Origin of the sequence: Psychrobacter maritimus (assembly GCF_029953575.1) — a bacterium.
GTDB classification, from domain to species: domain Bacteria; phylum Pseudomonadota; class Gammaproteobacteria; order Pseudomonadales; family Moraxellaceae; genus Psychrobacter; species Psychrobacter maritimus.
Genome location: NZ_CP124526.1, coordinates 1,813,947 through 1,840,028, shown reverse-complemented (window position 1 = coordinate 1,840,028; position 26,082 = coordinate 1,813,947). Strand labels below are relative to the sequence as shown.

General features: G+C 44.3%; 20 protein-coding genes. 11 read left to right on the top strand and 9 right to left on the bottom strand.

Going from position 1 to position 26,082, the window contains the following annotated elements:
• Positions 1-429: 429 nt before the first annotated feature.
• From QJS82_RS07665 to QJS82_RS07655, 3 genes are all read left to right on the top strand, one after another.
• On the top strand, positions 430-1,665 hold the full coding sequence (locus tag QJS82_RS07665) for a lipoprotein-releasing ABC transporter permease subunit (protein ID WP_281490096.1): 1,236 nt from the start codon (positions 430-432) through the stop codon (positions 1,663-1,665).
• 44 nt (positions 1,666-1,709) lie between these two features.
• Positions 1,710-2,390 carry a lipoprotein-releasing ABC transporter ATP-binding protein LolD gene (gene lolD / locus QJS82_RS07660; RefSeq protein WP_201565678.1) on the top strand — a complete coding sequence of 227 codons (681 nt, stop codon included), beginning with the start codon at positions 1,710-1,712 and terminating at the stop codon, positions 2,388-2,390.
• 175 nt (positions 2,391-2,565) lie between these two features.
• The gene (locus tag QJS82_RS07655; protein WP_201565677.1) at positions 2,566-2,883 is read left to right on the top strand and encodes a hypothetical protein; all 318 of its coding nucleotides are present in this window, start codon (positions 2,566-2,568) and stop codon (positions 2,881-2,883) included.
• Between the two features lie 95 nt (positions 2,884-2,978).
• On the opposite strand, the gene QJS82_RS07650 is transcribed toward QJS82_RS07655, so the two are convergent.
• Positions 2,979-3,554: a DUF2062 domain-containing protein gene (locus tag QJS82_RS07650; RefSeq protein ID WP_281490095.1), complete on the bottom strand. Its 576-nt coding sequence runs from the start codon at positions 3,552-3,554 to the stop codon at positions 2,979-2,981.
• Between the two features lie 274 nt (positions 3,555-3,828).
• Here QJS82_RS07650 and QJS82_RS07645 point away from each other — a divergent pair, with 274 nt between their 5' ends.
• From QJS82_RS07645 to QJS82_RS07630, 4 genes are all read left to right on the top strand, one after another.
• On the top strand, positions 3,829-6,963 hold the full coding sequence (locus tag QJS82_RS07645) for a ComEC/Rec2 family competence protein (RefSeq protein WP_281490094.1): 3,135 nt from the start codon (positions 3,829-3,831) through the stop codon (positions 6,961-6,963).
• Between the two features lie 288 nt (positions 6,964-7,251).
• Positions 7,252-8,307, top strand: coding sequence for a signal peptide peptidase SppA (gene sppA, locus QJS82_RS07640; protein WP_281490093.1), 1,056 nt, complete (start codon positions 7,252-7,254; stop codon positions 8,305-8,307).
• A gap of 126 nt (positions 8,308-8,433) precedes the next feature.
• Positions 8,434-9,321: an alpha/beta fold hydrolase gene (locus QJS82_RS07635; protein WP_281490092.1), complete on the top strand. Its 888-nt coding sequence runs from the start codon at positions 8,434-8,436 to the stop codon at positions 9,319-9,321.
• Between the two features lie 71 nt (positions 9,322-9,392).
• Positions 9,393-10,196: a CPBP family intramembrane glutamic endopeptidase gene (locus QJS82_RS07630; protein ID WP_438656687.1), complete on the top strand. Its 804-nt coding sequence runs from the start codon at positions 9,393-9,395 to the stop codon at positions 10,194-10,196.
• 83 nt (positions 10,197-10,279) lie between these two features.
• On the opposite strand, the gene dusA is transcribed toward QJS82_RS07630, so the two are convergent.
• The 3 genes from dusA to QJS82_RS07615 form a co-directional block, all read right to left on the bottom strand.
• Positions 10,280-11,251, bottom strand: a complete 972-nt coding sequence (gene dusA, locus QJS82_RS07625) for a tRNA dihydrouridine(20/20a) synthase DusA (protein ID WP_281490091.1) — start codon at positions 11,249-11,251, stop codon at positions 10,280-10,282.
• Between the two features lie 200 nt (positions 11,252-11,451).
• Positions 11,452-12,753, bottom strand: coding sequence for an MFS transporter (locus tag QJS82_RS07620; RefSeq protein ID WP_201628902.1), 1,302 nt, complete (start codon positions 12,751-12,753; stop codon positions 11,452-11,454).
• A gap of 251 nt (positions 12,754-13,004) precedes the next feature.
• Positions 13,005-14,729: a phospholipase D family protein gene (locus tag QJS82_RS07615; protein WP_281490090.1), complete on the bottom strand. Its 1,725-nt coding sequence runs from the start codon at positions 14,727-14,729 to the stop codon at positions 13,005-13,007.
• A gap of 492 nt (positions 14,730-15,221) precedes the next feature.
• Here QJS82_RS07615 and QJS82_RS07610 point away from each other — a divergent pair, with 492 nt between their 5' ends.
• From QJS82_RS07610 to QJS82_RS07595, 4 genes are all read left to right on the top strand, one after another.
• Positions 15,222-16,526 carry an O-succinylhomoserine sulfhydrylase gene (locus QJS82_RS07610; RefSeq protein WP_281490089.1) on the top strand — a complete coding sequence of 435 codons (1,305 nt, stop codon included), beginning with the start codon at positions 15,222-15,224 and terminating at the stop codon, positions 16,524-16,526.
• A 92-nt stretch (positions 16,527-16,618) separates the two neighbouring features.
• Positions 16,619-16,948 (top strand): YbaB/EbfC family nucleoid-associated protein, encoded by a 330-nt coding sequence (locus tag QJS82_RS07605; protein WP_025651278.1) that lies wholly within the window; start codon positions 16,619-16,621, stop codon positions 16,946-16,948.
• A gap of 197 nt (positions 16,949-17,145) precedes the next feature.
• Entirely contained in the window at positions 17,146-17,739 is a 594-nt protein-coding gene (gene recR / locus QJS82_RS07600; protein ID WP_281490088.1) for a recombination mediator RecR, read from the top strand.
• Between the two features lie 320 nt (positions 17,740-18,059).
• On the top strand, positions 18,060-19,391 hold the full coding sequence (locus QJS82_RS07595) for a ribonuclease D (protein ID WP_281490087.1): 1,332 nt from the start codon (positions 18,060-18,062) through the stop codon (positions 19,389-19,391).
• A 51-nt stretch (positions 19,392-19,442) separates the two neighbouring features.
• Here QJS82_RS07595 and QJS82_RS07590 read toward each other — a convergent pair whose 3' ends face one another.
• The 5 genes from QJS82_RS07590 to gcvT all read right to left on the bottom strand — a co-directional run bounded on the left by QJS82_RS07590 (position 19,443) and on the right by gcvT (position 25,989).
• Entirely contained in the window at positions 19,443-20,135 is a 693-nt protein-coding gene (locus QJS82_RS07590; protein ID WP_281490086.1) for an esterase/lipase family protein, read from the bottom strand.
• A 179-nt stretch (positions 20,136-20,314) separates the two neighbouring features.
• On the bottom strand, positions 20,315-23,212 hold the full coding sequence (gcvP, locus tag QJS82_RS07585; protein WP_281490085.1) for an aminomethyl-transferring glycine dehydrogenase: 2,898 nt from the start codon (positions 23,210-23,212) through the stop codon (positions 20,315-20,317).
• A gap of 90 nt (positions 23,213-23,302) precedes the next feature.
• Positions 23,303-24,061, bottom strand: a complete 759-nt coding sequence (locus QJS82_RS07580; RefSeq protein WP_281490084.1) for a nitroreductase family protein — start codon at positions 24,059-24,061, stop codon at positions 23,303-23,305.
• Positions 24,062-24,336: 275 nt separating this feature from the next.
• A complete protein-coding gene (gene gcvH / locus QJS82_RS07575; RefSeq protein ID WP_144297111.1) occupies positions 24,337-24,717 on the bottom strand; it encodes a glycine cleavage system protein GcvH in 381 nt (126 codons plus the stop codon).
• 69 nt (positions 24,718-24,786) lie between these two features.
• The gene (gene gcvT, locus QJS82_RS07570; RefSeq protein ID WP_281490083.1) at positions 24,787-25,989 is read right to left on the bottom strand and encodes a glycine cleavage system aminomethyltransferase GcvT; all 1,203 of its coding nucleotides are present in this window, start codon (positions 25,987-25,989) and stop codon (positions 24,787-24,789) included.
• Positions 25,990-26,082: the final 93 nt, after the last annotated feature.

Sequence of the window (26,082 nt, the reverse complement as noted above, 5' to 3'; positions counted from 1 at the left end):
TGGGTCTAAAACTGTGATTGCTGACCATTATCCAATATGTGAGCGGATTGGTTTATGATAACCAGCAATGTCGTCAGTAAAGAGGCAACAAACAACAATGAGGGGTTAATGACAATTGTCCTTAGCATACAATATATAGGTATAGACGCAACTAATAGCAAGCCCCCTCATGAAAAATAATGTTAAAAGTTGAGTTTTTATTAAAAAATACCGGCAGTTTGCGCTAATGACTGGCACATATAAGTCAAATTGTGTCAAACTAGCTCCTTTTTGACAGCGGCATTTTGCTGGTCATAACCCCTGTTTTTGTGTTCGATTGATATGTTTTTGCGGCAACTGTCTTAGTCAATGTAATGCTACTAGGCGGTTGTTGCATCTGGTTTTATAACATAAATAAAGTCGCACGTGGATAAGATAAAGAGTTTGAATATGTTTCGTCCTTTAGCGTTATTTATCGGCTTACGGTACACCCGAGCAGAGCGTAGTAATGGTTTTATCTCCTTTATATCGCTGATTTCAATGATTGGTCTGACGCTTGGCGTGGCGGTATTGATTACCGTGCTATCGGTCATGAATGGTTTTGATCGGGAGCTAAAGACTCGTATTTTGGGTATGGTGCCACAAGCGACGGTGATCTCAACCGAGATTATCGGTGATTGGAAGCAGGTGGCAGATAAGATCAAAGAAGATCCAGAGGTCGCCGCCGTTGCGCCTTTTATCCAGCTGCAAGGTATGCTGACCTCCAACGGTCAAGTGGCTGGGATTATGGTCACCGGCGTCGATCCTGAATACGAGAAAAACGTCTCTATCATCAACGAGCATATGGTAGAAGGCAGTATTGATACCTTGCAAAACGGTGAGTTCAGTATTGTGCTTGGTGAAGAGATGGTGCAATCTTTGGGGCTGCGCTTAGGCGATAAAGTGACGTTGGTGTTGCCAGAAGCGTCGCCATCACCAGCAGGTGTGATACCGCGCTTTAAGCGTTTTACGGTGACGGGTATCTTTACCATCAGCCCTGAAGTAGATAGCCTGATGGCGTTTATTCCGATGGGTGACGCGGCAAAATTACTGCGTCTGCCAGAGGGCGCGCAGGGCATTCGTATGAAGCTTGACGATATCTTTAACGCACCGATGGCCGCCCAACGAGCTGCTGCCATTGCCCCTGAGCAGTTATATCCTAGCGATTGGACCCAAACGCACGGCAATCTGTTCGGTGCGATTCAAATGGAAAAAGCCATGGTTGGCTTGCTGTTATTCTTAATTATTTTAGTTGCGGCTTTTAATATTGTCTCAAGTTTGGTGATGCTAGTCACCGACAAAAAAGCCGATATCGCCATTCTAAAAACCTTTGGTGCTTCACCGCGTCTGATTACCCATGTCTTTATGGTACAGGGTGTGGTCATTGGTTTTATCGGTACGATTGCAGGCACGATACTCGGCGTTATCTTTGCCCTGACCGTCAGTGATATTTTGGGCTTTATTAATAATAGCTTTGGTTTGAATTTATTTGATGCTTACTTTGTGAACTATCTGCCATCGCAGCTGCGTTTGACCGATGTGGTGCTGATTACCAGTGCGTCATTTGTATTGAGCTTTTTGGCGACCATTTATCCAGCACGCCGAGCGGCTAAAATTCAGCCCGCGCAAACGCTACGTTATGAGTAATATATAGGCGTTAATGCCATGATAAATAAAATAAAGGAAGCGCTATGTCTGCGATTTTAAAAGCGACCAATATTAATAAAATTTACGATGAAGGGGCGGTGAGTACCCAAGTATTGACGGGCTTAGATTTGACCGTCAATGCTGGTGAACGCATTGCGATTGTCGGTACCAGTGGTTCAGGAAAAAGCACCTTGTTGCACTTGCTCGGCGGACTTGATACGCCAACCAGTGGTGAAGTCTGGCTACATGGGCAGCTGCTAAATACCATGAATGAGACTGAGCGCGGCGCGATGCGTAACAAGCACTTAGGGTTTATTTATCAGTTTCATCATCTATTGGCGGAATTTACTGCGGTTGAAAACGTCGCTATGCCGCTGCTGATGCGCCCAAAAATGTCGACTACTGAAGCGCGCCAACAAGCGATAGATATTTTAAACAGTGTTGGTCTTGAGCACCGTTTGGCGCACAGGCCAGGTGAGCTATCAGGCGGTGAGCGTCAACGTGTGGCGATTGCCCGCGCGCTGGTGACTAAGCCATCGCTTGTCTTGGCCGATGAGCCGACCGGTAACTTGGATTATGACAATGCTCAAAGTGTGTTTGGGCTGTTATCCGAGCTGCAAAGTACGATGCAAACGGCGCTGTTAATGGTGACGCATGACCGTAGTTTGGCAGCACTTGCTGACCGTCAGCTATTATTGCGTAATGGTCATTGGGAAGATTATTAAACCTTTAACCTTTCATTTTAAACAATGTACTAAATAATATTCTTAACCGTTTCTTCTAAAAGTTGCATGATTGCCGTTACTAAGCAGTAGCATGATAGGGTTAGAATTTTTATAAAAATAAGATAACAAATAGGCTGTATAGGGCAGCCTTATTCATTAAGTAAGGATGGATAGTATGAATAAAGACGATGACCCGATTGAAGCATTTGGCAGTATCGAAGAAGGTAATGAGCCCTTAAAGCCTTATATGGATCCAACGTTGTTCGACACCATTGATAAGCAGGCACAAATAGAGTTGCTAACGCCAGTTTTTGACTCGATTACTTTAGCGGGTGTCGATTACGACTTAAAGGCGCAAGATAGTGCGACTGGCAAGCGCTATACGCTGCTTAAAGATGAGAAGGTGATAGATGTCTTTGTGATGGATACCAATCTTACTGATAATATTCTCAATGCTATCGAAAAACATAAAGAGCAAGAAGGCGAATTATAACGCCGCCTAAAATTTGGGCAATGATTTTTATAAAATGCTGCTATTTTTATCGTATGACTGGTGCTGAATGAATCGTTATAAATGAGTAATAGTTGTTAGTGCTTAGGCGTTTCGTCAGAGGAGTTCTGCTGGCGTTTTTGCCAGCTGGTGACGGTCTTATAGCGCCAGATGGCTTTAAACGCCAAACCGCATACAATGCTGCTAACGATGGCTAAAATCGTGAGTCCTAAACAGAACGCCGTCAGAGATACCGTGCCTTTATAAGTAATAAAGGGATTAGCGCCATCTGACAATGCCCATAAGCTAAAATCAGCAATCATACTGCCGATAAGCCGCAAACTAATCATCGGTACGTCAAGGATTTTGGCACCGACATAGTAGCCAGCATAAAAGACCGGTAAGCTGGTCACTGGATTGGTAATCCAAGTCAGACCGAGCGCCATCGGGACATTGGCTCGAAAAATGAGCGCGCCGATTAATGCCAGTAACATTTGTCCTGGCAGCGGAAAAAACGCGCTAAGCACACCGATATAAACCGCTTTATTTAGACTATGGCGATTAAAATGCCACAAACGCGGGTCAGCAAGCTGCGGCGCAAACAGTTTTAATGTGCGACTGGCTAGGATTTTTTCAGGGGTAGGAAGTAGGTCTTTCAGACGTTTGTTTGGCACAGAATCGCCTTTACTCGTTATCTACAGCCCGCTCAATCATAATGATGGGCTGGTATGCAGTGATATTATTGATAAAAAATACAGGTAAGGATGTTATCAGAAAAGCAGGAAGATAATGTTGGATAATCACTATCGCAATATTTCTGCTCAGTATAGGGTAATAGCAGGATAAATGCCATCGCTTGACGGTTCGGTCTAACATTAAGGCTATCGTCAATCATCATTTATCATACAGCCTATACTTATCATACAGACTATCAAGCAAGGAGCGCTGGTGTACTGGTTAATTGGTAGCTTGATAATCATCGTTATGATAGGCGTTTTAGCCGTTGCTGATAGCATGCCGCTGCCTATTAGTCCGTTATTAGCAGACCTCAGTGCTACTGCGACATTGCCGCTATTATTAACGATACTTACTATTATTTTGTTAGTCGTCAGTCAATGTCGTATTTCATTTCCTCATTCCTTTAACGAAAAAACACCTCTTGCTCAAAACCCTTCTGTTAAAAATTCTACGAAAACCTCAGCGTATAGCTTGTCGTTACTTTCTAAGTGTGTCCGCTATTTATTATTAGCAGCGCTAGCACTGACGCTGATTAGTGGTAGTGGACTGCTCGCATTGATAAGTCATCAACAGGCGCAAAGTAGCGCCATAAAACAACCTTTGCGTGTACAGGCGCTGGTTAGCATCGAAGGCATAAGTGATAGTATTTATGATGTTGTAAGTGATAGTGGATATCGACAGGTTGCCACCATCAGTCAGATATCACCGTTATTGTCTGAATTGACAGCGCAGGATTTAGATAATCTTACCGCGGATTACGCTGCCAATTATAAAGAAGGGTTGAATAATAGCCTAAGCAAAGATAGCGAACATACAGCTAATTTAAACCATGATAATTCTGAAGATTTTGAAAGCTTTGAGAGAGCTGAATACCGCGTATTGTTAAACGCATATCCAAAAAAGCCCAAGCCTAAAAAACCTTCCAAAAAATATTCTACGAAACAAGCTAAAAACCCATTTAAGCAAACACAGATTATAGACTTAAATCATCTGCAGCCCGGTGATCAATTATTGATGACCTTAACGCTAGCGCCACTTGCTAACTCTGAGCAAGCGCTGAATAATCCAACCGGGTTTGATAGTTATCGGTGGTTACGGGGTCGGCATATCGATGGCGTTGCTAATATAATAGCGACCAGTACCTCGACTATTCCGTTTGATGACTCAGCAGCATCTAAAGCTGCTGAGTCTTATTTATACCGTTTGCGTAGCGTTATCGACCAAGGACGTTGGCAGCTGCGTCAACACTTTTATCAAGATTGGGCCGCACAAACTACCGCACAGCAGCAAGCAAAAGCGGTAACTTTAAGTTTGCTGACCGGTGATCGCAGCTTAATCAATCGCGATACCAAAGATTTATATCAGCTGGCAGGTATTTCACACTTACTGGCTATCTCAGGGACGCATGTTTTATTTTTAGCGATTGTGTTAGCGGGATTGGCTGTCGTACTGCTTAATCGTTTTTGTCCCTCTCTATATCGTCATATCCCGCGCTGGCAAGTGCGCTGGTGGGTTATGATTAGCGCGGCTTTTATTTATGCGTTGTTTACCGGGTTTGATGTTCCTGCTGCGCGTACCGCATGGATGTTATTAGCGATAGGTTTGATACGCTTAACACTCCTGCCGATTAGTACCATGCGTATATTATTGGCGCTGGCGGTATTGATGGCGTGGCTCGACCCATATGTATTGTGGCAGGCAGGTTATTGGCTGTCCTTTATAGCGGTGGCGTTGTTATTAAAGTACGAGGATAGCTCAGCACGGTCGATTCAAGCAGAACTTACCCAGCTAACGGCTTTTAGTCATGATGACAATACAAGCAAGCAGCTGCTTAAACGTATGTGGCTAGGCTTTAAAAGGCTGTTTAAGTTACAGTTTTGGCTATTTATCGCGCTATTACCCATTACCTTGTTATTATTCGGCAAGGCGTCATTGTTAGGACTTGTCGTCAATTTATTTGCCATTGTTTTGTTTGGCTGGGTGATTGTACCGCTGAATCTATTGGCAGGGCTCTGCTATCTTATCGTGCCCACGCTGGCAGATGCTATTTGGGCGCTGGTAATTGCCATTGTCGCTTATTTACACGAGCTGATTATGTGGCTGACGGCATTACCGATATTCTCAGGGGCATGGCTCTATACGCCAGTCAATATGGCTATTTTGCTGATGGTATTATTGGCAATGTTACCGTGGTTATTGCCGCGCGGGCTTATCAGTCGTTGGCTCGTGCTACCGCCGTTAACACTGCTAGTGATGACCGTATATGCCAATCAGCAGTCACTAACCACAATACCCACTCTTTATATTTTACCGACTGGCGACCAATATGTGAGTGCGGTTTTGCTGCACTATCCTGTGATAAATAATGAAAATGTGCATAAGGATAATAAGAAACGCGCAGCCGCTAGAAGGGTAAATAAGAAAAATGTCAGCTGGTTGTTTTTGGCCGACCATAGACCTGATAGTGTCCGTACGATGCCAAGCACGCTAACGGCTGATAAGTTTTCCGCGACCCTAGAGCAGCAATTACGTAGCTTATCCATTAAGCGCTTAGAGGGTATCGTGGTACAAAGTAGTAGCGCCGCATTGACTGCTACACTGTCAACATCATCGACTAGCAAAAGCAAATCTTTAAAGGCTAATAGTTTTAAGACAAATAATTCTGAGCCGAGTAACTCTGAATTACTACCCATGACAGTGGAGCAACTAAGTCAACGTTTCCCAACCGCTCAATACTGGCAAGCAGGGCGTAGTGAACGTTGGTCTGAGCGTCAGCGCGCTTATCAAGTAGCCAGTCAATCCAGTCAAGCTAAAACTCATGCAACCATTAGCGCCCAAGGTTGTGAGCAAGGTAAAATCTGGCAACTTGCCAATGGTGATTTAACTGTGCAAGCAATAACAGGCTGGAGCAAAATAAACGATGTTAGTGTCTGGGATTGTACGCTTGCGATTGATAGTCGACTGCCTATTCAAGTCATCAATTATAATGCTGCTGAGCCACTCAAATCATTACCTAGCAAATTACAAACGCTTCAGTCCGATATAGAGGCGCCAACCCCTCAAGCCAAAAATGCTCAATCACGTCTGATTCTGAATGCCGACACCCATCCGCGCGTTTGGCAAATGTGGTCGTTATTATGTTCGATTGAGTATAATGATAAAAATAGTAATTTAAACAACACCTTAGATAATGCCATAAATAGCACAACATGGCTTGGACACAGTACTTCGCATATCTCTACTGAGGTAATAAGCCAGCAACAAATCCATGAGATAATCACTTACGATAATAAGCCACTAGATGCCGCCTTAGCTTTTAATGCTGATACTAAGGATTCACCTTAGGCTTTACCTTAATAGTGCTATGCTTATAAAATGCCTCGCTTCTACTTATGAAATGCCTCACTGCTATAAGGTGTCGCCCTTATAATATCAAGCTATTTCACAGTTCTGCTATTGAACCATGAGCGAAATGGCATCATACTTAGTAGCTTATTTAACTTTTATGAAAGCGCTACAAAACGCACTTCTATAAGTAAATATACTTATTGCGGTTGTATTAAGTTTTTGCTCGATTAAGTTTTAAGACCCTCTCTTTTATTGTTTTACATTGTTTCTGACTTAGGAAGTTATATGCCCAACTGGCCACCAGACCCTAACAAACGTCCTAACAACTCGGCAAATCAGCCAACGCCGCTGCAGCAGTCAAATCAGCCGAGCGGACAAGAGTGGCGACTGATTGAAAATACGTTATTAGCCAGTGTGGTTGAGCAGCGCCGCGCCCGTCGCTGGAGTATTTTCTTTAAGCTATTGACCTTTGGTTATATATTATTGATATTTTTAACCCTCGGGCGTGGTTGCAGCACTAAAACACCCACCAGTCTCGATGGCATGGATACCAGTAAGCCGCATTTGGCTGTGGTTGAAATCCAAGGGACGATTAGTAGTGGTGATGTGGCCAATGCTTATGATGTCAATGAAGCCTTGACGCGCGCCTTTAAAAACAGCAATGCCAAAGCGGTGGCGCTCGATATCAACTCACCTGGTGGCTCACCTGTCCAGTCTGATGAAATCTGGCAGACGATGATGGATTTGCGTCAAGAATACCCTGATAAAAAGCTTTACGCGGTGATTGGTGATATGGGCGCTTCTGGTGCTTATTATATCGCGTCAGCTGCGGATGAGATTTATGTCAATCCATCAAGTTTGGTCGGTTCGATTGGCGTAATTATGCCAAGCTATAATATCGAAGGCTTAATGGATAAGTTTGGCGTTAAAGACCGTACTATTACCGCAGGCGAGTATAAAGATATCTTAAGCCTATCGCGTCCGCTCACGGCTTATGAAGAGCAGCATGTCGAAAAAGTGCTAGACAATACCCATAAGCACTTTATCAATGCGGTCAAAGAAGGTCGCGGCGATCGTCTAAAAAATCCTGAGCAAAATAAACTGTTTTCAGGGCTATTTTGGACCGGCGAGCAGTCTATTGAGCTTGGTTTAGCCGACAAAAAGGGCAGTATTTCAAGTTTAGAGAAACAGCTTAAACTTGATAACGTCGTCAACTATACGCCGAGCGACCCGTTTAGCTTATTTATGGATCGCTTTGCGGTTAAGTTAGGCGCAGGGCTTGGCTCAAGCATCAAGCTTGACGTACTACCGCAAGAAGAGGGTAACGCGCAGATGCGCTAAGCCCTTTATATTTTAGATTTAATGTGTATGATTGTTAAGGCTGAGCATATGACTATGCTCAGCCTTAATTGTATATAAATTTTGACTATTATAATAAACAGCTATTTAAATTACTGAGAGCTTGTCATGAGTGCCATTACCTTGCAGACCTTTGCGTCACTGCCCAAATCTAAGATAACCCAAAAGCCAGTTATTCATTTTGCTCATGCCAATGGTATGCCAAGTGCCGTTTATGCGCCGTTTTTTGCACCGCTTGCTGAGTTTTTTACCATTGAATATATTCCTATGTTAGGTAATACGCCCGATTATCCAGTCGATAACCATTGGCAGAGCCTGACGCAGCAGATTATCGACAGTGTTAAACGTACTTGTGAGCAGCATGGCGTTAGTCAGGTGGTGGGCGTCGGTCATTCGCTTGGTGCCATGTGTACTATGCAGGCGTTATACCGTGCGCCAGAACACTTTGCGCAAGCGGTACTGATGGATCCGCCTTGGATTTATGGCAAAGTCAGCCTGCTATGGCATTTGGCCAAAACCGCAGATAGATTACCGCTGATGAATAATCGCTTGATGGATAAGCTCTCGCCAGCGGGCGTCTCTAAGCATCGCCGTGATGTTTGGGATAGCCGCGAAGATGCTTATGATAAGCTGCGTCATAAAGGCTTTTTTAAAGATTTCGATGAGCGGAGCTTTCAGGGCTATATCGAGCATGGTTTACATGAGCGTGCTGATGGCAAGGTAACATTGGCTATCCCTAAAGCCAGCGAAGTTGAGGTTTTTCGTACCAATCCGTCATGGTATTGGCTGACCCCAAACCGTGCACCTAAACCGCCGGTGACGCTTATCATTGGTAAAGACAGTATCTTTCTTAAGCGTAGGTTCCCGCAGCAAATCAAATCACGGCTTAATATAAATTACGAAACCCACGCTGGTGGTCATATGTTCCCACTTGAGCATCCAGAATCGGTGGCGCTACAAGTGCTTGAGCTTATCAAAAAACAGTTACCAAAATAAGCTGATGCATTATTAATGCTCATAATAAATATCCTGTTGGCAGCTAGCACACCCCTTTGAGTGACAACTTTATGCTAAAAGATGCGACCACAAAACCTGTTATGATCCCATCTGTTATGACTAAAGCACCTAAGCCTGCACCGCTATTTTCGCGCTTGGGTGCGTTGCTGTTGGTCATAGGAATGGTAGTGATGTTTTTTATCAGTCAATTAATCGGCGTCTATATCGCCGGTAAACTGGTATTGCCGGCCACTAAAAATGCAACCATGGGCGATATTTTCTTTTTTGGTAGCAATGATGGCACGGTAGTAAGTCTTTCTATCATCATCGGCTGCATATTACTGGTGGCAATCAGCGTATTGTTGATTCGTGTGAGAGGCGGGAATGTAAAGCAGTATCTGGCGCTAAAGCCCTTCTCATGGACGGTGGGCATCGGCATGTTAGGATTGCTACTGATATTTATGATTGGTAGTCAGGCATTAACTTATCTGCTCGATAAATCGCCACTGGTCTTTGTCGACCCTTTATATCAGTCTGTCAGCTCTGTATGGCTATTGATATTTGCGATGGTGATTGTCGCGCCAATTTATGAGGAGCTGATATTTCGTGGGCTGTTGTGGTCGGCTATCGCTGAGCAATTCTCAGGCGCAACCTATGCAGAGCATCGCGGCGCAGTCGTCGCAAGTCTAGTGACCAGCGTGATATTTGCAGTGATTCACTTGCAATATGGCATTTATGAAATCAGCACCATTGTGGTATTGGCATTGATATTTTGCTACGCGCGTATTAAGTCAGGCTCGCTAGTGCTGCCGATGCTGCTACACATTATTAATAATGGGGCAGCAATGGGGCAGTATTTAGCAGAAGTTAGTTAAATGTTTATATATAAATGTCAAATAGCTAATTGATGAATACTTGCACCAATTAGCCGTTATTTTATGTTTATAATGATTGATGACTAAGCATCTGGATTTAAGGCTAAGACTTCTTCAGCGGCTCGTTTAATATCGCCAATCGTTAATTGCGGTTTACCACTCAATGCTTGTCGCCATTTGCGAGCGCCCATTAACCCTTGGAACAACCCTAAATAATGCCGCGTCATCGTTGATAGTGCTTCACCTTTAGCGACTTGTTCTTCTAAATATGGATACAGTTTTGCTAAAATATCTGAGCGCTTAGGAATCGGCGCACCCCATAAGCTATTAACTTCTGCCAACAAGTACGGGTTATGGTAAAACGCCCGTCCAATCATCACTCCATCGATATGCTGCAAATGCGCTTTGATATCAGCAACCGTTTCGATACCGCCGTTGATTTCGATATCAAGGGCAGGGAAATCCTGCTTAAGCCGGTAAACATCATCATAACGCAATGGCGGTATTTCGCGATTTTGCTTCGGGCTCAAGCCCTGTAGCCACGCCGTACGGGCATGGACGATAAAGCGCGTACAGCCTGCAGCTGCCACTTTTTCGACAAAATCTACCATAAACTCATAACTGTCAAAATCATCGATACCAATACGATGCTTGACGGTCACCGGAATATCGACCGCCGCCTGCATGTGCTTAACCAAATCAGCAACCGTGTGTGGCTCTGCCATGAGGCAAGCGCCAATCTTATTATGTTGGACGCGATCGGACGGACAACCAACGTTGATATTGACCTCATCATAGCCATGCTGCTGGGCAAATTCAGCGCATTGGGTCATCTCGCTAATATCGGCGCCGCCCAGTTGTAGCACCAGCGGATGCTCAAGCGTATCAAAGCGCAAATGCCGTGCGCGATTGCCATGTATCAGCGCACCGGTGCTAATCATCTCGGTATAAAGATAAACGTGCGGATTAAACAGCCGCGCAAAGTAGCGATAATCTGTCGTTGTCCAATCAATCATTGGCGCAACAGAGAGTCGTTTATTGGTCATATCAACCATTAGGGTTAAGCCTCGTTATTAAGTATAAGTACTTTTAAATGCATTTTTATATATATTAAAAAAATTAGTCGATAAAACGCCATGCCTGATAGAGGCAGGGCGCTTTTTTATCACTAAGGGTATATTGGTTAAACGATGAAAAAATCAATGGCCAAGCAAAGTAGGGCTAAATGACATGGCTACTATGACATAAATACTTCTCAAATAACCTCATTGATTTTTCTAAACTCTGGCAAATTATAAAAATAAATGCCCATGATGATGCCAATAAAGCCGATAAATACGATGTATAGGGCGGGCGAGAAACTGATATATAAAGTGGCGTAACCAAGCGCAAAAGGCACCAATACCCCAACAAGACCGTAAGATAGATTATAACAAAGCGCCATACCAGTGAGTCGTACATTGGTCGGAAATAGTTGCACAATAATGGCGGGTATCATGCCGACAATACCAGCGCAAAAACCTAAAAGCGCATACATAATGAGAATATAGTCGCCACTGGCTTGCAGGTGATAAAAGAAAGCAAGCATCTGCACAATCAATAATACAGAGCCAATCGCCAATACTTTACCAAAATTTTGATGATTGGATATGATGCCATAAAACACACAGCCAAAAATCATAAACACAATGCCAAGACTGTGTGAGAATCCAAACAAGTCATTATCTAGGGTAAAGCGCAATTCAATTAAATCCGGTAATAACAGGACGATAACGGTCGTGATACTAGCGACAATGAGGGTCAGAACCAAGCCGATAAAGATAGAATGCTTACAATGTTTAAAGAGTAGGGTAAAGGGTTTGACCACATAATCACGTGGTTTTGATGCTTTCATAGCGATAAAAAACGGTGACTCATCTATCCAGCGCCATGCCAACAAAGGCAAAACGCTCAAAAATGCTGCGATAAAAAATGGTATACGCCAACCATAATCAGCCAATTGCGCAGTGGTCAGTGCATTGGTCAGCCAAAGAAAAAAGGCGTTGGAAAATAACACACCAACATAGAAACTTGCGGTCACATAGCCACAAGCGACTGATAAATATTGGCGCGGCACGTGTTCTGAGACAAAAACCCAAGCAAGCGGTACAAAAACGCCAAATGCCATCCCTTGTATCAAACGTAAGGCAATAAATAAAGCGGGCGCAACCAAGCCCCATTGTGCATGCGTTGGTAAGCAGGCCATGGCTAATAAGCTTGCAGCAGTCACCAATATGCTGATTAATAAGAGCGGTTTTCGACCTTTAATATCACCAAAGCGGCCAAAGATGATGCCGCCAAATGGACGTGCCAAATACCCAATCGCAAAAAGCCCAAGCCCTTGCATACTGGCAACCGTAGAGTCAGCATTGGCAGGTAAAAAGGTAGCGGCGATGATATTTGCAAGATATAAATAAATCAAAAAATCAAAAAACGCGACCGCGCTGCTAAAGCAAATAAACAGTACGGCATTTCTATCTTTAGAGGACATCAGAGCATATTGAGAACGAGAAGGCATAATATATCACGCATCCACATAGGGAAGAGTTTGTTAAGCCAGTCACCATCTAGATAACCGGCCATAATAAAAAACGACAAATCATATAACTGGCTAATGATTTTCCGAAAAGATAGGGTCTTGCACTAAAAAATACTTCAAGGTTAAATTATCGGCTTAAGATATCTCGCTCAAGTTATTGTCGCTATAGACAATTTGTAAATAAGCGCTTATAAACAAAACTGATTCATTCAAGCTAAATGAGCTAACGCTTATAGTAACCAATCAATCGGTAACCATGACATGATGGTCAGCCACACATGGTCACTGATATCAACGCGTGGCTCTGAATCGTAAATGACCTTTTTGCCATCTTCTACGGTATGCCACTGCAAATTGCCATTTTCTAATAACTTGACTTCATAAGCTTGGCTTAATAGGTCATCGCTGAGCGCACCATGTAACTGCTTTGCAAGCTCATCATCATTGATAATCACGCCCATTTCGGTATTGATATTCGCGGAGCGCGGGTCGACATTATACGAGCCGATAAATACTTGATAGTCATCAACGGCAAAGGTTTTTGCATGCAAGCTGGTTGACGATTGACTGCGCGCTTTCCACAGTTTGTTTTCGCGTTTTTCTTCAGAAGCGGTAGATTTTAGCTCGTAGATTTTTACCCCTGCACGCAGCAGGTTAGGACGCCATTGACTGTAGCCAGAATGCACGGCGGTCACATCGGTGGCATCAAAAGAGTTGGTTAAAATCTTGATGTCGATGCCCGCTTCGGCCAGCGCAACCAACGTATTGACACCGTCTTTGGTAGGTACAAAGTAAGATGAAATAATAGTAAGGCGCTTGGTCGGGCTGCCCAATAAAGTGCGCAGCTGATGCACCAAATTGGTATCTGCTGGGACAGTTTTGGTGAGTTTACCAACATCATCACTTAAGAACTGCATGTCCGTCCAGCGAAAGGGTACGCGTTTATTGATTAAATCAGTATCAATAGACGAATCTTCGATAGCAGCTTTATAGACATCTAAGCTACTTTTGCTGTTATTTTTTTCATCAACTCTTAACTTATCCAAGCCCTCTAAAAAATCCGTAGTTTCGCCTTTATCAAGGGACGCTAGGGTTTGGATGTCAAATGAGATTGGTGCCGACCAGTAGCTTGCAAAGCTATTGTCAATATCAGCGACAACTTTACCTATCAGTAAAACGTCTAAATCCGCAAACTGGCTGTTTTTATCGTTACTTAAGTATTCATCACCGATATTACGCCCACCAATAATGGTGATTTGCTTATCAAAAATCATGCTTTTATTGTGCATGCGTCGATTGATTCGCGGTAAACCCGTCACAAAGTTTAAAGTTTGAAATTTACGATACATCAAAGGATTGATAATACGTACCGCGATATTCGGGTGACTGGCAAAACGTAATAAATGCTGATCGAATTTGGCATTGTTATTAAAATCATCGAGCAACAAGCGCACAATAACCCCGCGTTCGGCGGCATCCCATAAGTCTTTGAGCATCAGCTGTCCGGCTTGGTCATCGTGCCAAATATAGTATTGCGCATCGATATTGCGGGTGGCCATACTGGTCAAAATGCTGCGTGAGGCAAACGCATTGGCACCGGTCACAATCGGATGGTAGCCAGATAAATCAGGGTGAATCTCGCTTTGTTCACTAATCGCCGCCACCAAATCCGTATTGTCGATTTTTGGATTGGTATTTGGGCTATTTTCTTGGCTACTATATTGATTATTACTGCTTTGATTACTACTATTTTGATTATTATCGCTATCGCTTTCAATGCTATCGTCTTGTGGCTCATCATTTTTCTGATAGAGAGCGTCAACACGCGCTGATAAAGCTTGGCTTTCAGGCAAATGCGGCTGCTTTGGTAAAGTTTGGCAGCCACTAAGACTTAAGGTGAGTCCCAGTGTTAGACTCAGCGATAAGTTGCTTGGTTCTATACTAAACATCGACATAAATGAGATACCTTAATGAGCCTGAATGTAATGACATACTGGTGAATAATGGACTTAACTTTGCTTGCTGTTTTTACCGATGATAGCACTGATTATGAAGCGGATCATAATATCGCTCAAAGCAATACTCAAAGCGCGGCTAAGCTTAGCAGCTGTTGTCATCTGTGCCTATTATAAATACGTTATTTTTGTTAGATACGGCACGTTATTTGGTCATGATAACCACATCGTCCAGTCATCGTCTGCGCTTGCATCTTATCCTTATAAATGCATCGGTGTTTTTAGTATTAAGTCGTTAATAGTTAATTCTAAATATTTAATAATAATTTCTGAACACTAAGTGCTAAACCTCTAGTATTCAAAAATAATATTTAGCAAGCCTTTGAAACCAGCTGTTTGGAATAAGTTGCCATGCTATGATAACGCGAACAAATGCTGTTTATAGTCAAAATAAGCCGTATGTTTAATAATAACCAGTGCAATGGAAAATTTATGAGCCAGTCGCAAGTGCATGATGATAGCAATGCAAATAAAACAGAGACAAATAAAGTAGACCCTAACTGGCGCAGTGACGCGCTCAATCTAGAACTCGATTATGGTATGCAAACGATAGCAGTACGGGCAGGGCAGCATCGTACCGACGAGGGCGAGCATTCAGAAGCTATTTTTACCACTAGCTCTTATGTTTATGAGTCGGCGGCGGATGCGGCAGCACATTTCAACGGTGACAAGACGGGCAACGTCTATTCACGCCATACCAATCCTAGCGTGCGCACCTTTGAGCGTCGTTTAGCCGCGCTTGAAAATGGCGAGCGTGCGGTGGCGACCGCCTCAGGTATGGGCGCGATTTTGACCATGTGCTTAGCCTACCTAAAATCAGGCGATCATTTGCTCGCTGCCAATCAATTATTTGGCTCATCGATTGGTTTATTTAATAACTATATGGCAAAGTTCGGCGTTGAAGTCAGCTATGTCGATTGCTTCGATAATGACGCGTGGGCAAAGGCTGTACAGCCAAATACCAAAGTTATTTATTGCGAAAGCCCTAGCAATCCGTTGGCGCAAATCTGCGATATCGGCTATTTAAGTCGGCTATGTAAAGCCAACGATATCTTATTGGTCGTTGATAACTGCTTTGCCACGCCAGCATTGCAGCGTCCGTTAGATTTGGGCGCTGATGTGGTCATTCACTCTGCGACCAAGTACTTAGACGGTCAAGGACGGGTCTTGGGCGGCGCTTTAGTCGGTAGCGATAAGCTGATGCAAGAGGCATTTACCGTGGTGCGCTCAGGCGGTATCAGCATGAGCCCATTTAATGCTTGGGTCTTTACCAAGGGGCTTGAAACACTGAAACTGCGTATGCAAGCGCATTGCCAAAATGCCAATCAAGTGGCAGAATTTTTGGTCAATCATCCCAATGTCAGTACCGTGCATTTTTCAGGTTTGCGTAATCATCCCGCTCATGAGTTGGCGACGCGTCAACATCATATGAAAGGGGGTTATGGTGCTATCATGGGCTTTGAAGTTAAGCCGTCGGCTGGCACTGATTCAAGCAAAAGGGATTCAAAAGCCGCTGCTTGGCATGTGATTGATTCAACACAAATGGTCTCTATCACCAATAACTTAGGCGATGCTAAAACCACGATTACTCATCCGGCGACCACCACCCATTTTCGCCTGACGCCTGAGGCACGCGCAGAGGCAGGTGTTAATGATAGTCTCATCCGTTTGTCGGTCGGCTTGGAAGATGTGGAAGATATCATCAAAGATTTGGCGCGTGGTTTAGACAGTTTGTAAAGATAAAGGTATAATCGCGGTTAACATCAAGTTTACGTGATTAATGACGATTCATTATTATGCGCATTAAGACAAAATACAAAGAGGCAACTATGAATATTCAAGCATTGATGCAACAAGCACAAACGATGCAAAAGAAAGTCGAAGCAAACGTTGAAAACGCTAAGAAAGAATTGGCCAATAAAGAAGTTCAAGCCGAAGCGGGCAGCGGTCTGGTAAAAGTTACTATGACAGGTCGTCACGTGGTCAAGCGTTTGACTATCGATCCAAGCTTATTGGAAGATGAGCCAGATATGATCGAAGACTTAATTGCTGCTGCGATCAATGATGCGGTCCGTCAAGCAGATGAGTTATATGAAGAAACCATGGCTGGCGCGACCTCAGGTATGGGGCTACCACCAGGTATGCAAGGCATGTTCTAAATAGCAGGATTTTCAGCGCTAAGCTTTTAAAGACGAAACTTTTAAAGACTAATTTTTTAAAAATAAAGCTGTTAAATATTAAGCTTTTAAGCGCGAAAAACTGCTGATTGAACACAAAAATGGGGTTGTTATCGACACGATACGACCCCATTTTTATAGCTACGATTTATAAATTAAGTTAAATAAAGGAAGTTACTTTGCTGACAGCCAAATTTGATCAGCTGGTCAAACAGCTGCGTATTTTGCCGGGCGTGGGGCAAAAAAGTGCCCAACGTATGGCGCTACATCTGCTTACCAAAAAACGCCCCCAAGGCATGGCGCTCGCCCAAGCGCTTGATGAGGCGATGCGCGATATCGTCGAATGCCAGCGCTGCCATAGTTTTAGCGACGAGGCATTTTGTCCATTATGCCAAGATCCAAGGCGCGATAATGGCTTGTTATGCGTGGTCGAAACCGCCGCAGATGTGATGGCTATCGAGCAAACCGCAGGCTATCGTGGGCGCTATTTCGTTTTAGGCGGTCACTTATCACCGATAGACGGCATCAGTGCTGATGATTTAAATATTGATCAATTGGTTTGGCGGGTTAAGCAAGAGCCTGTTGAAGAGCTGATATTGGCAACTGGTACTACCGTCGAAGGTCAAACGACGGCGCACTTTATCAGTGAGGCGGTCAGTCGTCATGTTAATAAAGTCACTCGCTTGGCACAAGGCGTACCGATGGGCGGCGAGCTTGAGTACCTTGATAGTATGACTCTTGGACAAGCCATGCAAAATCGCTCTTTCTTATAGTATGCTGTATAGCAATTTCATAAATTCTCTATAAAAGCCAAGTCTTGTCCATTTTATTTGATGGAATTGTTATAATTGTTTTCTTATCCACTTTTATTAGGGTATGTCCTCATTTTAAAAATGGTGATAAAAATGAGGTAAATTGCAGTCAAACAAGGAAAATAGCGCAGATAATATATAGATATTACCTAGCTATTCGATGATGTTTGGCAAAATTTAACCATTTTTAGCCCATTTAGAGCCCTATCGGTTGAATTGAGGACATGCCCTAAGACGCAATTTAGCGTTTTATTTTTTCCTATTTATGCAGGTATCTGCCCGTGTCCAACCATGCTTCAACAGCTTCAACTGCTGCCACCCAATCAAACCTCTCAGACAATACTGCTGCTACTGATGATGAGCCCTCAAAACCATCAGTCAATAATGAGGTAGCGCCCACAGATTTGCCACCCGAGCCAGATATCGATGCACTGCTAGATATCGCCGATGAAGCTGCGGTCACTTGGGTACGTCAGCAAGATGGTTTAAAGGAAGTTATCGATGCCTTGGCAACTTGCGGGCGGGTAGCGTTAGATACCGAGTTTATCAAGCGCGATACCTATTATCCACGCTTGGCACTGGTGCAGTTAAATGTGGGTGATCATATTTATTTGTTAGATGCCCCGCAACTGCAATTGGCTGAGCTGTGGCAAGCGCTGATGAAAGTGGATGTGGCGATTTGGCATGCCTGCGGCGAGGATTTGGGGATTTTTTATCTACTGTCTGGTTGTCCGCCATTGACCAATATCTTTGATACGCAAATTGCCCTGTCTTATTTAACCGGCCAATTGCAAATGGGCTATCAGCAGGCGCTTGATGACCAATTAGATATGCACATCGATAAAGAACAAAGCCAATCAGACTGGCTACAACGCCCGCTATCAGATGAGCAAGAGCAATATGCGATTGATGATGTGCGCTTTTTGCCAGCGCTTTATTTAAGTCTTGAGTACGAGCTGAAAAAGCAAGGTCTGTTTGGATATGTATGGGCGGACTGCCAGCTCTATGCCAGTGATTTATATGACGCGCAGCATGTTGAAGACGAGGCGATGTATCTCACGATGGCAGATTATCGTTATACCTCTGAGCAAATGGCGATACTACAAGCAGTGGCAACGTGGCGCGAAGAGCTGGCGCGGGCGACCAATCAGCCGCGTACCTTTGTCATAAAAAAACAAGCGGTACGTGAGATTATCACCGAAAAGCCAAACAATATGCGTGAGCTGGCACATAAAACCACGATGCACCGTAGTATGCTGCGCCTATATGGTGAAGAGTTGCTAAAGGTGATTAAGGAAGCAAAAAATCTGCATCCTGCTGAACATCCAGACTGCCTATTACCACCGTATCGCTCAAAAAACAAAGTACTGTCAAAAGCGGTACAACACGCGATAGATAAGCAAGCAGAAAAAATAGGCGTGCCAGCTAATGTATTGATGCGTAAAAAATGGCTCGCACAGCTCTATGAAGTGATTGCCTTTGATAAAGATTTAAGCGAATTACCAGAAGGGTTAAAAGGTTGGCGCAATGAGTGGGTGATGCAAACCTTGATTCCAGTGATTAAGGAACATAAAACCGAGTTGCAGCAGGGTATGGGTATCAATGTTCGATAAGCGATAAAGAGTAGCGTTTATAAGTGCTTAGCATTTATAAGTGCTTAGTGTTTATAAATGCTTAAGCTCGCTATGGTCAAACTGTCCATGTTGTAAAAAATGCTTGGTTTGTGCGGCCACTGTTTTATCGACCAGCATCCCAGTGTGCGATACTGGTAATACGATATGGTCAGTGGCTGCCTCTATTCTGGTTTCTTCTATATATACTGTGCCATCATGTAGTAGATGTTCTACTGATGGCAGGTTGTCTGCCCGACGCAGTTTGCGATTATGATACTGCAAAAATAACTGCCCTAAGCCATAAGGGCGATTACCTGCAATTACGCCTAAGGTAATATGCTCCGGTAAGGGCGCGACCGTGCCATCTAGCGCATCGACGTACGAGCGCCCCACCACAGCTGGCGTCAAGCGCCAAATATAATCTGCACAAACACTACCTAAATGCGGTGTCCCAAGCGTTACGCAGCGTCCAATTTGCCACTTGGGATACTGAGTGACAAAATCACGAATAATCAAACCGCCCAAACTATGACCGACCAAATCGATTGGCTGGTCAGGATGATGATTATTTTCTAGCCAGTCATTTAATCGGGCGCTATTGGTTTTGATGCCGTCACGCATACTGCGATAGCCATATTGGTGGGTATCAAATCCTGCTACTTGCAAGCGTTTGGCCAATGGCCGCATAATCCAAGCGGTTTGATGCAGACCATGAATCAGAATGACGCGGCTTTTTTGTTGCATGTTATTTTCCAAAAGTTATTTTACTGATGTTTTATTATATTAGACTCTAGCCACTAATTTAAACGCTAATCACATGACCTTTTAAATTACTAGCCCAGAATAGGCAAAATAAAAACCTCCAAATCAGCTACTGACTTGGAGGTTTGTTTTTATATGAACTGTTTATAGTTGTTTGAAAACTACATATAGTTTTCGATGCTTGGGCAAGAGCACATAAGGTTCTTATCACCATAAGCATCATCAACACGTGCCACACTCGGCCAGAATTTATGGGCACGAATGTAAGGCAGCGGGAAGGCAGCCGTATCACGGCTGTACGGATGCGACCATTCGCTGCTGGTAATCATCGCCGCAGTATGCGGTGCATTGACCAATGGGTTGTCTTCTAACGTCCAACCATCGTCGCCAGCTTTGGCTTTCATTGCTTCGGCTTTGATAGATTGTAGCGCACTGATAAAACGATCTAACTCTTCTTTAGACTCAGACTCAGTGGGCTCAATCATCAAGGTGCCCGCTACTGGGAAACTCATGGTTGGTGAGTGGAAACCATAATCCATCAAGCGCTTAGCAATATCGCTTTCAGTGATGCCAGTTTCTTCCTTCAATGGGCGAATATCGATGATACATTCGTGAGCGACGCGGCCGTTTTTGCCGGTATAAAGAACAGGGTAGTGGTCTTTCAGCTGGCTGGCAACATAGTTGGCATTTAATAGCGCAAGCTCAGTTGCTTTTAGCAGACCATCACGGCCCATCATGGCGATATACATCCATGAGATAGGTAAGATGCTTGCTGAACCATAAGGTGCTGCTGATACGGCTGAGCAATCATTTTGCGCATTATGCACAGGGCTCAACGTATGGTTGGCCATAAATGGTGCTAAGTGTGCTTTCATGCCGATAGGGCCCATGCCTGGACCGCCGCCGCCATGTGGGATACAGAAGGTTTTATGCAAGTTCATATGCAGTACGTCTGCTCCAACATCAGCAGGCTGCATCATGCCGACCTGCGCATTCATGTTGGCGCCATCCATATAGACTTGACCGCCATGTTTATGAATCAAATCACAAATATGACGAATGCCTTCTTCAAACACACCGTGCGTCGATGGATAAGTAATCATTAAGGCACCTAGATTGGCGCTGTGTTCTTCACATTTAGCGGTCAAGTCGTCGATGTCTACGTTGCCGTTGTCATCAGTTTTGACCACGACTACTTTCATACCCATCATCATAGCGGTAGCAGGGTTGGTACCGTGCGCTGACATTGGAATCAGGCAAACATCACGATCCGTTTCATCCAATGACTCATGGTAACGACGGATTGCTAATAAACCAGCATATTCGCCTGAAGCGCCAGAGTTTGGCTGCATAGACACTTCATCAAAACCTGTGATGGCTTTCAGTTGCTCTTGCAAGCTATCAATCATCGCAATGTAGCCGGTGACTTGATCGCGCGGTGCAAATGGATGTACATTGGCAAATTCAGGCCATGTAATCGGTAGCATCTCACTGGTCGCGTTCAATTTCATGGTACAGCTACCAAGTGAAATCATACTACGGTTCATCGCCAAATCTTTGTCTTCAAGCGATTTTAAGTAGCGCAGCATTTCATGTTCGGTATGATGCGAGTTAAATACTGGATGGCTCAAGATATCATCGGTACGCAAGTGGGCGCTATCAAGTGATACGCTAGCCGCTTCAGGTAAATCATGTGATTTACTAACAAATAGCTGAGTTAAGACGTTAAAGTCCTGCGCATCGCTGATTTCACTGAACGCAACGCCAAGCTTACTGTCGCCCAAACGCCATAAGTTATAGCCAACATTGTCCGCATTTTCAAAAATCTGCGTCGCCAGCTTCTCTGAACCACAATCAATAACAACCGTGTCGAAGAACTGCTCATGTACCACATTTAGATTGCTGTCGTTAGCTTGTTTAATAACATTTGCAAAGGCAGTCGCAAACGCATGGATACGAGTCGCGATACGCTTCACGCCACCTGGACCATGATACACCGCATACATACCCGCTAGATTAGCAAGCAAGACTTGTGAGGTACAGATGTTTGAGTTGGCTTTTTCGCGGCGGATATGCTGCTCACGAGTTTGTAATGCCATACGTAATGCAGTATTGCCTTGTGAGTCTTTTGAGACACCGATGATACGACCAGGTGCTGAGCGCTTGGCTTTATCAGAGAAGGCAAAGTAGGCGGCGTGTGGACCACCAAAGCCCATTGGAATACCAAAACGCTGCGTGCTACCCAATGCGACGTCTGCGCCCATATCGGCTGGTGATTTTAATAGCACCAAGCTCATGATATCGCTGACAACGCTGACGTAGGTTTTGTTTTTCTTCACCGCCGCGATAACGTCGGTTAAGTCTTTTACATCGCCCTCAACACCGACATATTGGAAAATAGCACCAAAATAATCGCCTGATTTGGCGGTTTCAAAATCACCAACAACCACTTCCCAACCGAAATATTTGGCACGAGTATTGATGACGTCTAAGGTTTGTGGATAAATGCGGTCATCAACAAAAAACTGATTTGATTTGCTTTTACTGACACGCTTTGACATCGCCATCGCTTCTGCCGCAGCAGTTGCTTCGTCAAGTAATGACGCACCAGCCATCTCCAAACCAGTCAAATCAATACAAACTTGCTGGAAGTTTAGCAATGCTTCTAGACGACCTTGGGCAATTTCCGCTTGATAAGGGGTATAAGCGGTGTACCAACCTGGATTTTCAAGCACATTACGCTGAATAACCGCTGGCATGCGCACAGGCGAGTAACCCTGACCGATATAGCTCTTATTAACCGTGATGTCGTCTGCCATGGTACGTAATTTAGCAAGCGCGGCATGCTCACTCATCGCCACAGGCAAATCTAGCTCTTTATGCAAGCGCACAGGCTCAGGCACGGTATCGTTAATGAAGCTCGCCATGTCTTTATAGCCAACTGCGCTGAGCAGGTCAGCTTGCTTGGTCTCATTTGAGCCTAGATGACGATAGACAAATTCAGCTTCGTTGAATAAACCTTTAAAGGTATCAAACGTTGGGTTTTGAGAAATAGTCATGAGAGTCCTTGGTTAAGGGAGTAATAAAGGGATGGCTAAAATAACTAATAACTAATAACTAGTAACTAGTAACAATAACGGCTTACAGTTTTAGACGTAATGGACAAATTGCTCTTGGTTAAAGCGGAACTGGGTGTTGTAGACGCCATTATCAGCGCGCTCACCAGCACCAATCATCATAATGATATGTTGATCGTTACTTAAATTTAATAAGCGTTTCATAGCAGGCTCATCAAAGCCGCCCATCGGACAGCTATCAAAACCGTGCGCGCGTAGGGCGAGCATTAAGTTTTCAGCGGCAAGGGCGGTATTGTTGGTGGCCCAGTTTTTGGTGTCTTCAAAGGTATAATAAGGGGACTTAATTGGACCTTTTACGCGTCTAAATACTTGAGTTGCACTCCATTTTGCCGCAGATATTACGTTAACTGGTCCGCGTAAAAAGTCCATGGCTACGACTTTGGTGTAGTAGTCTTTGACTTTTTTGGGTACGGGTGTATCAGGGTATTCGCGCAATATCTGCTGAGCGTGATCCTGCCAGATATCGGTACGCGCAACGACCGCAATCAAGCGTGCGGCGGTTTTTGCTGCGTTTTGATTCATGCAGTTCTTTACCGCGCGTTTGCGATTGTTCGTATCATCAATCACATAAAATTCCCACGGCTGTAGATTGCTCGAGTTCGGCGCGAGCATGGCCAAACGCAGACAGTCTGCTAACACATCGTCAGGTATCTTTGTATCGGTAAAGCGACGAACGGAACGACGTGATTCAACCACTTCGCGAAACGCTTGCAGCTGCGGGGTATGAGTAGGCGTCGCAGTATTGTCTTTAAGGTCAGTGCTAGAGGTCATATTAGAATCCATACTGGGGATTGAATGATCAACTTAGGTCAGTATTGAGTGCAACTTTTCAATAGTGTCTGACAAGTGGTTAATACGAGTAAATCGAATAGCGGTTGGCAGTAGTCAATTGAGCGATAAATAGGTTAAAAAAGGCGTACAGATATCAGCTGACGCCAATATCTGTCATAGCAAGTTACATTTTTCAAGCGACATTTTTAAGATTGCAGATAGCGATATTTCATTTCAGTCAAATAGCGCTTTTCAGCAAGCGAGCAAAGCTGATATTACAGCTCGTTTTCGTACTCATCAGCAGTTAGCAGCGCTTCGTAGTCAGCGATGTTGTCAGGCTTCATTCTAAAGAACCAACCTTCACCGTATGGGTCAGAGTTGATGATCTCTGGATCATCTTCTAATGCTTCGTTGATGGCAACGACTTCACCTGAGAGAGGCGCGTAAACGTCAGAGGCTGCTTTTACTGATTCTACGACTGAGATTTCGTCATCAACGGCGATGATGTCACCCACGTCTGGCAATTCAACAAACACCACGTCACCCAATAGGTCTTGAGCATGGTCAGTGATACCAACAGTGATAGTACCGTCGTCTTCTAGGCGTAGCCACTCGTGGCTGGCGATGTATTTTAGTTCTGCTGGGATATTGCTCATGGTCTCTCTCCTAAGTGATAGAGGATGGTTAACAAAAATAGTGGAAGCTAATAATAGAATTTATAATGACTAAGAGTCAAACTGCTGCTTGCCATTACGGACAAACGGTAGCTTAAGCACACGTACATCGACAAACTTACCTTTGCCGCGCAAATCGACCTGAACGCTATCGTCATCTGATAAACTGGCAGGGACACGGGCAATGGCAATCGAATTTTTTAGGCTAGGGGAGAAAGTGCCACTGGTAATGAGACCAGTTTGCTCATTGTCCGTGCCTTGATTGATGGTGACGGTCATGCCTTCACGCAATACGCCGCGCGTCGTCAATAGTAAGCCGACTTGTTTCATGGCGGTGTTGTCGTCTTTTGCTTGCTGACGCTTACTTACTAAGGCTTCACGACCGATAAAATCACGTTCGTCTTTTAGCGCCAGCGTCCAGCCCATGTTGCACTCATAAGGGCTGGTTTCTTCATTCATATCATGACCATAAAGGTTCATGCCCGCTTCCATACGCAAGGTATCACGCGCGCCAAGGCCAGCAGGTTTGACGCCATTGGCTTTTAATTGCTCAAAGAACGCTGGAGCATCATCGCCATGCATAATCACTTCGACGCCATCTTCACCAGTGTAGCCGGTACGAGCAACGAACCAATCTGTGCCTTCGATGTCTGTTAAATCAGCACCAACGAAAGGCTTAAGTCCCGCCAAGGTATCCGCCCAGCTCGGTTTAACTTGCGCCAGTTTTTCAACCGCATTTGGTCCTTGTACGGCAATCATCGCAAGCTCTGGACGCTCGGTGATGGTAATGTCAAAGCCTTTAGAGACTTTTTCAAACTGTACCATGTCTTTATCGTGAGTAGCAGCGTTTGAGACGATACGGTATTCGGTGGCGTCTGCATTCATCAGGTAAACGATTAAGTCATCGATGATGCCGCCTTGCTCATTGAGCATGCCAGAATATAGCGCCTTACCGACGGTTTTTAATTTATCAACATCATTGGCAAGCAGCTTTTGTAGCCATGCTTTAGCGTCAGCGCCTTTAACATCAGCGACGACCATATGTGAGACATCAAACATACCGGCATCGGTACGTACCGCTTCGTGCTCTTCGATTTGTGAACCATAATGGATTGGCAATTCCCAACCAGAAAAATCCACCAGTTTGCCATCACTATCAACGTGAGACTGGTAAAGAGGCGTGCGTTTAGGGGCTGAAGTACTTGCGCTTTGAGGGCTGGCGTTTTGAGAATTGGTGCTTTGAGTGTCGGTCATAACAAATCCTTATGTGTACATCAGTCGTACTCGGTAGAGTAATGAGCGATGTGCAGTATCATAGTAGCGAGAAGCAATATTGCAGGGTGCAAG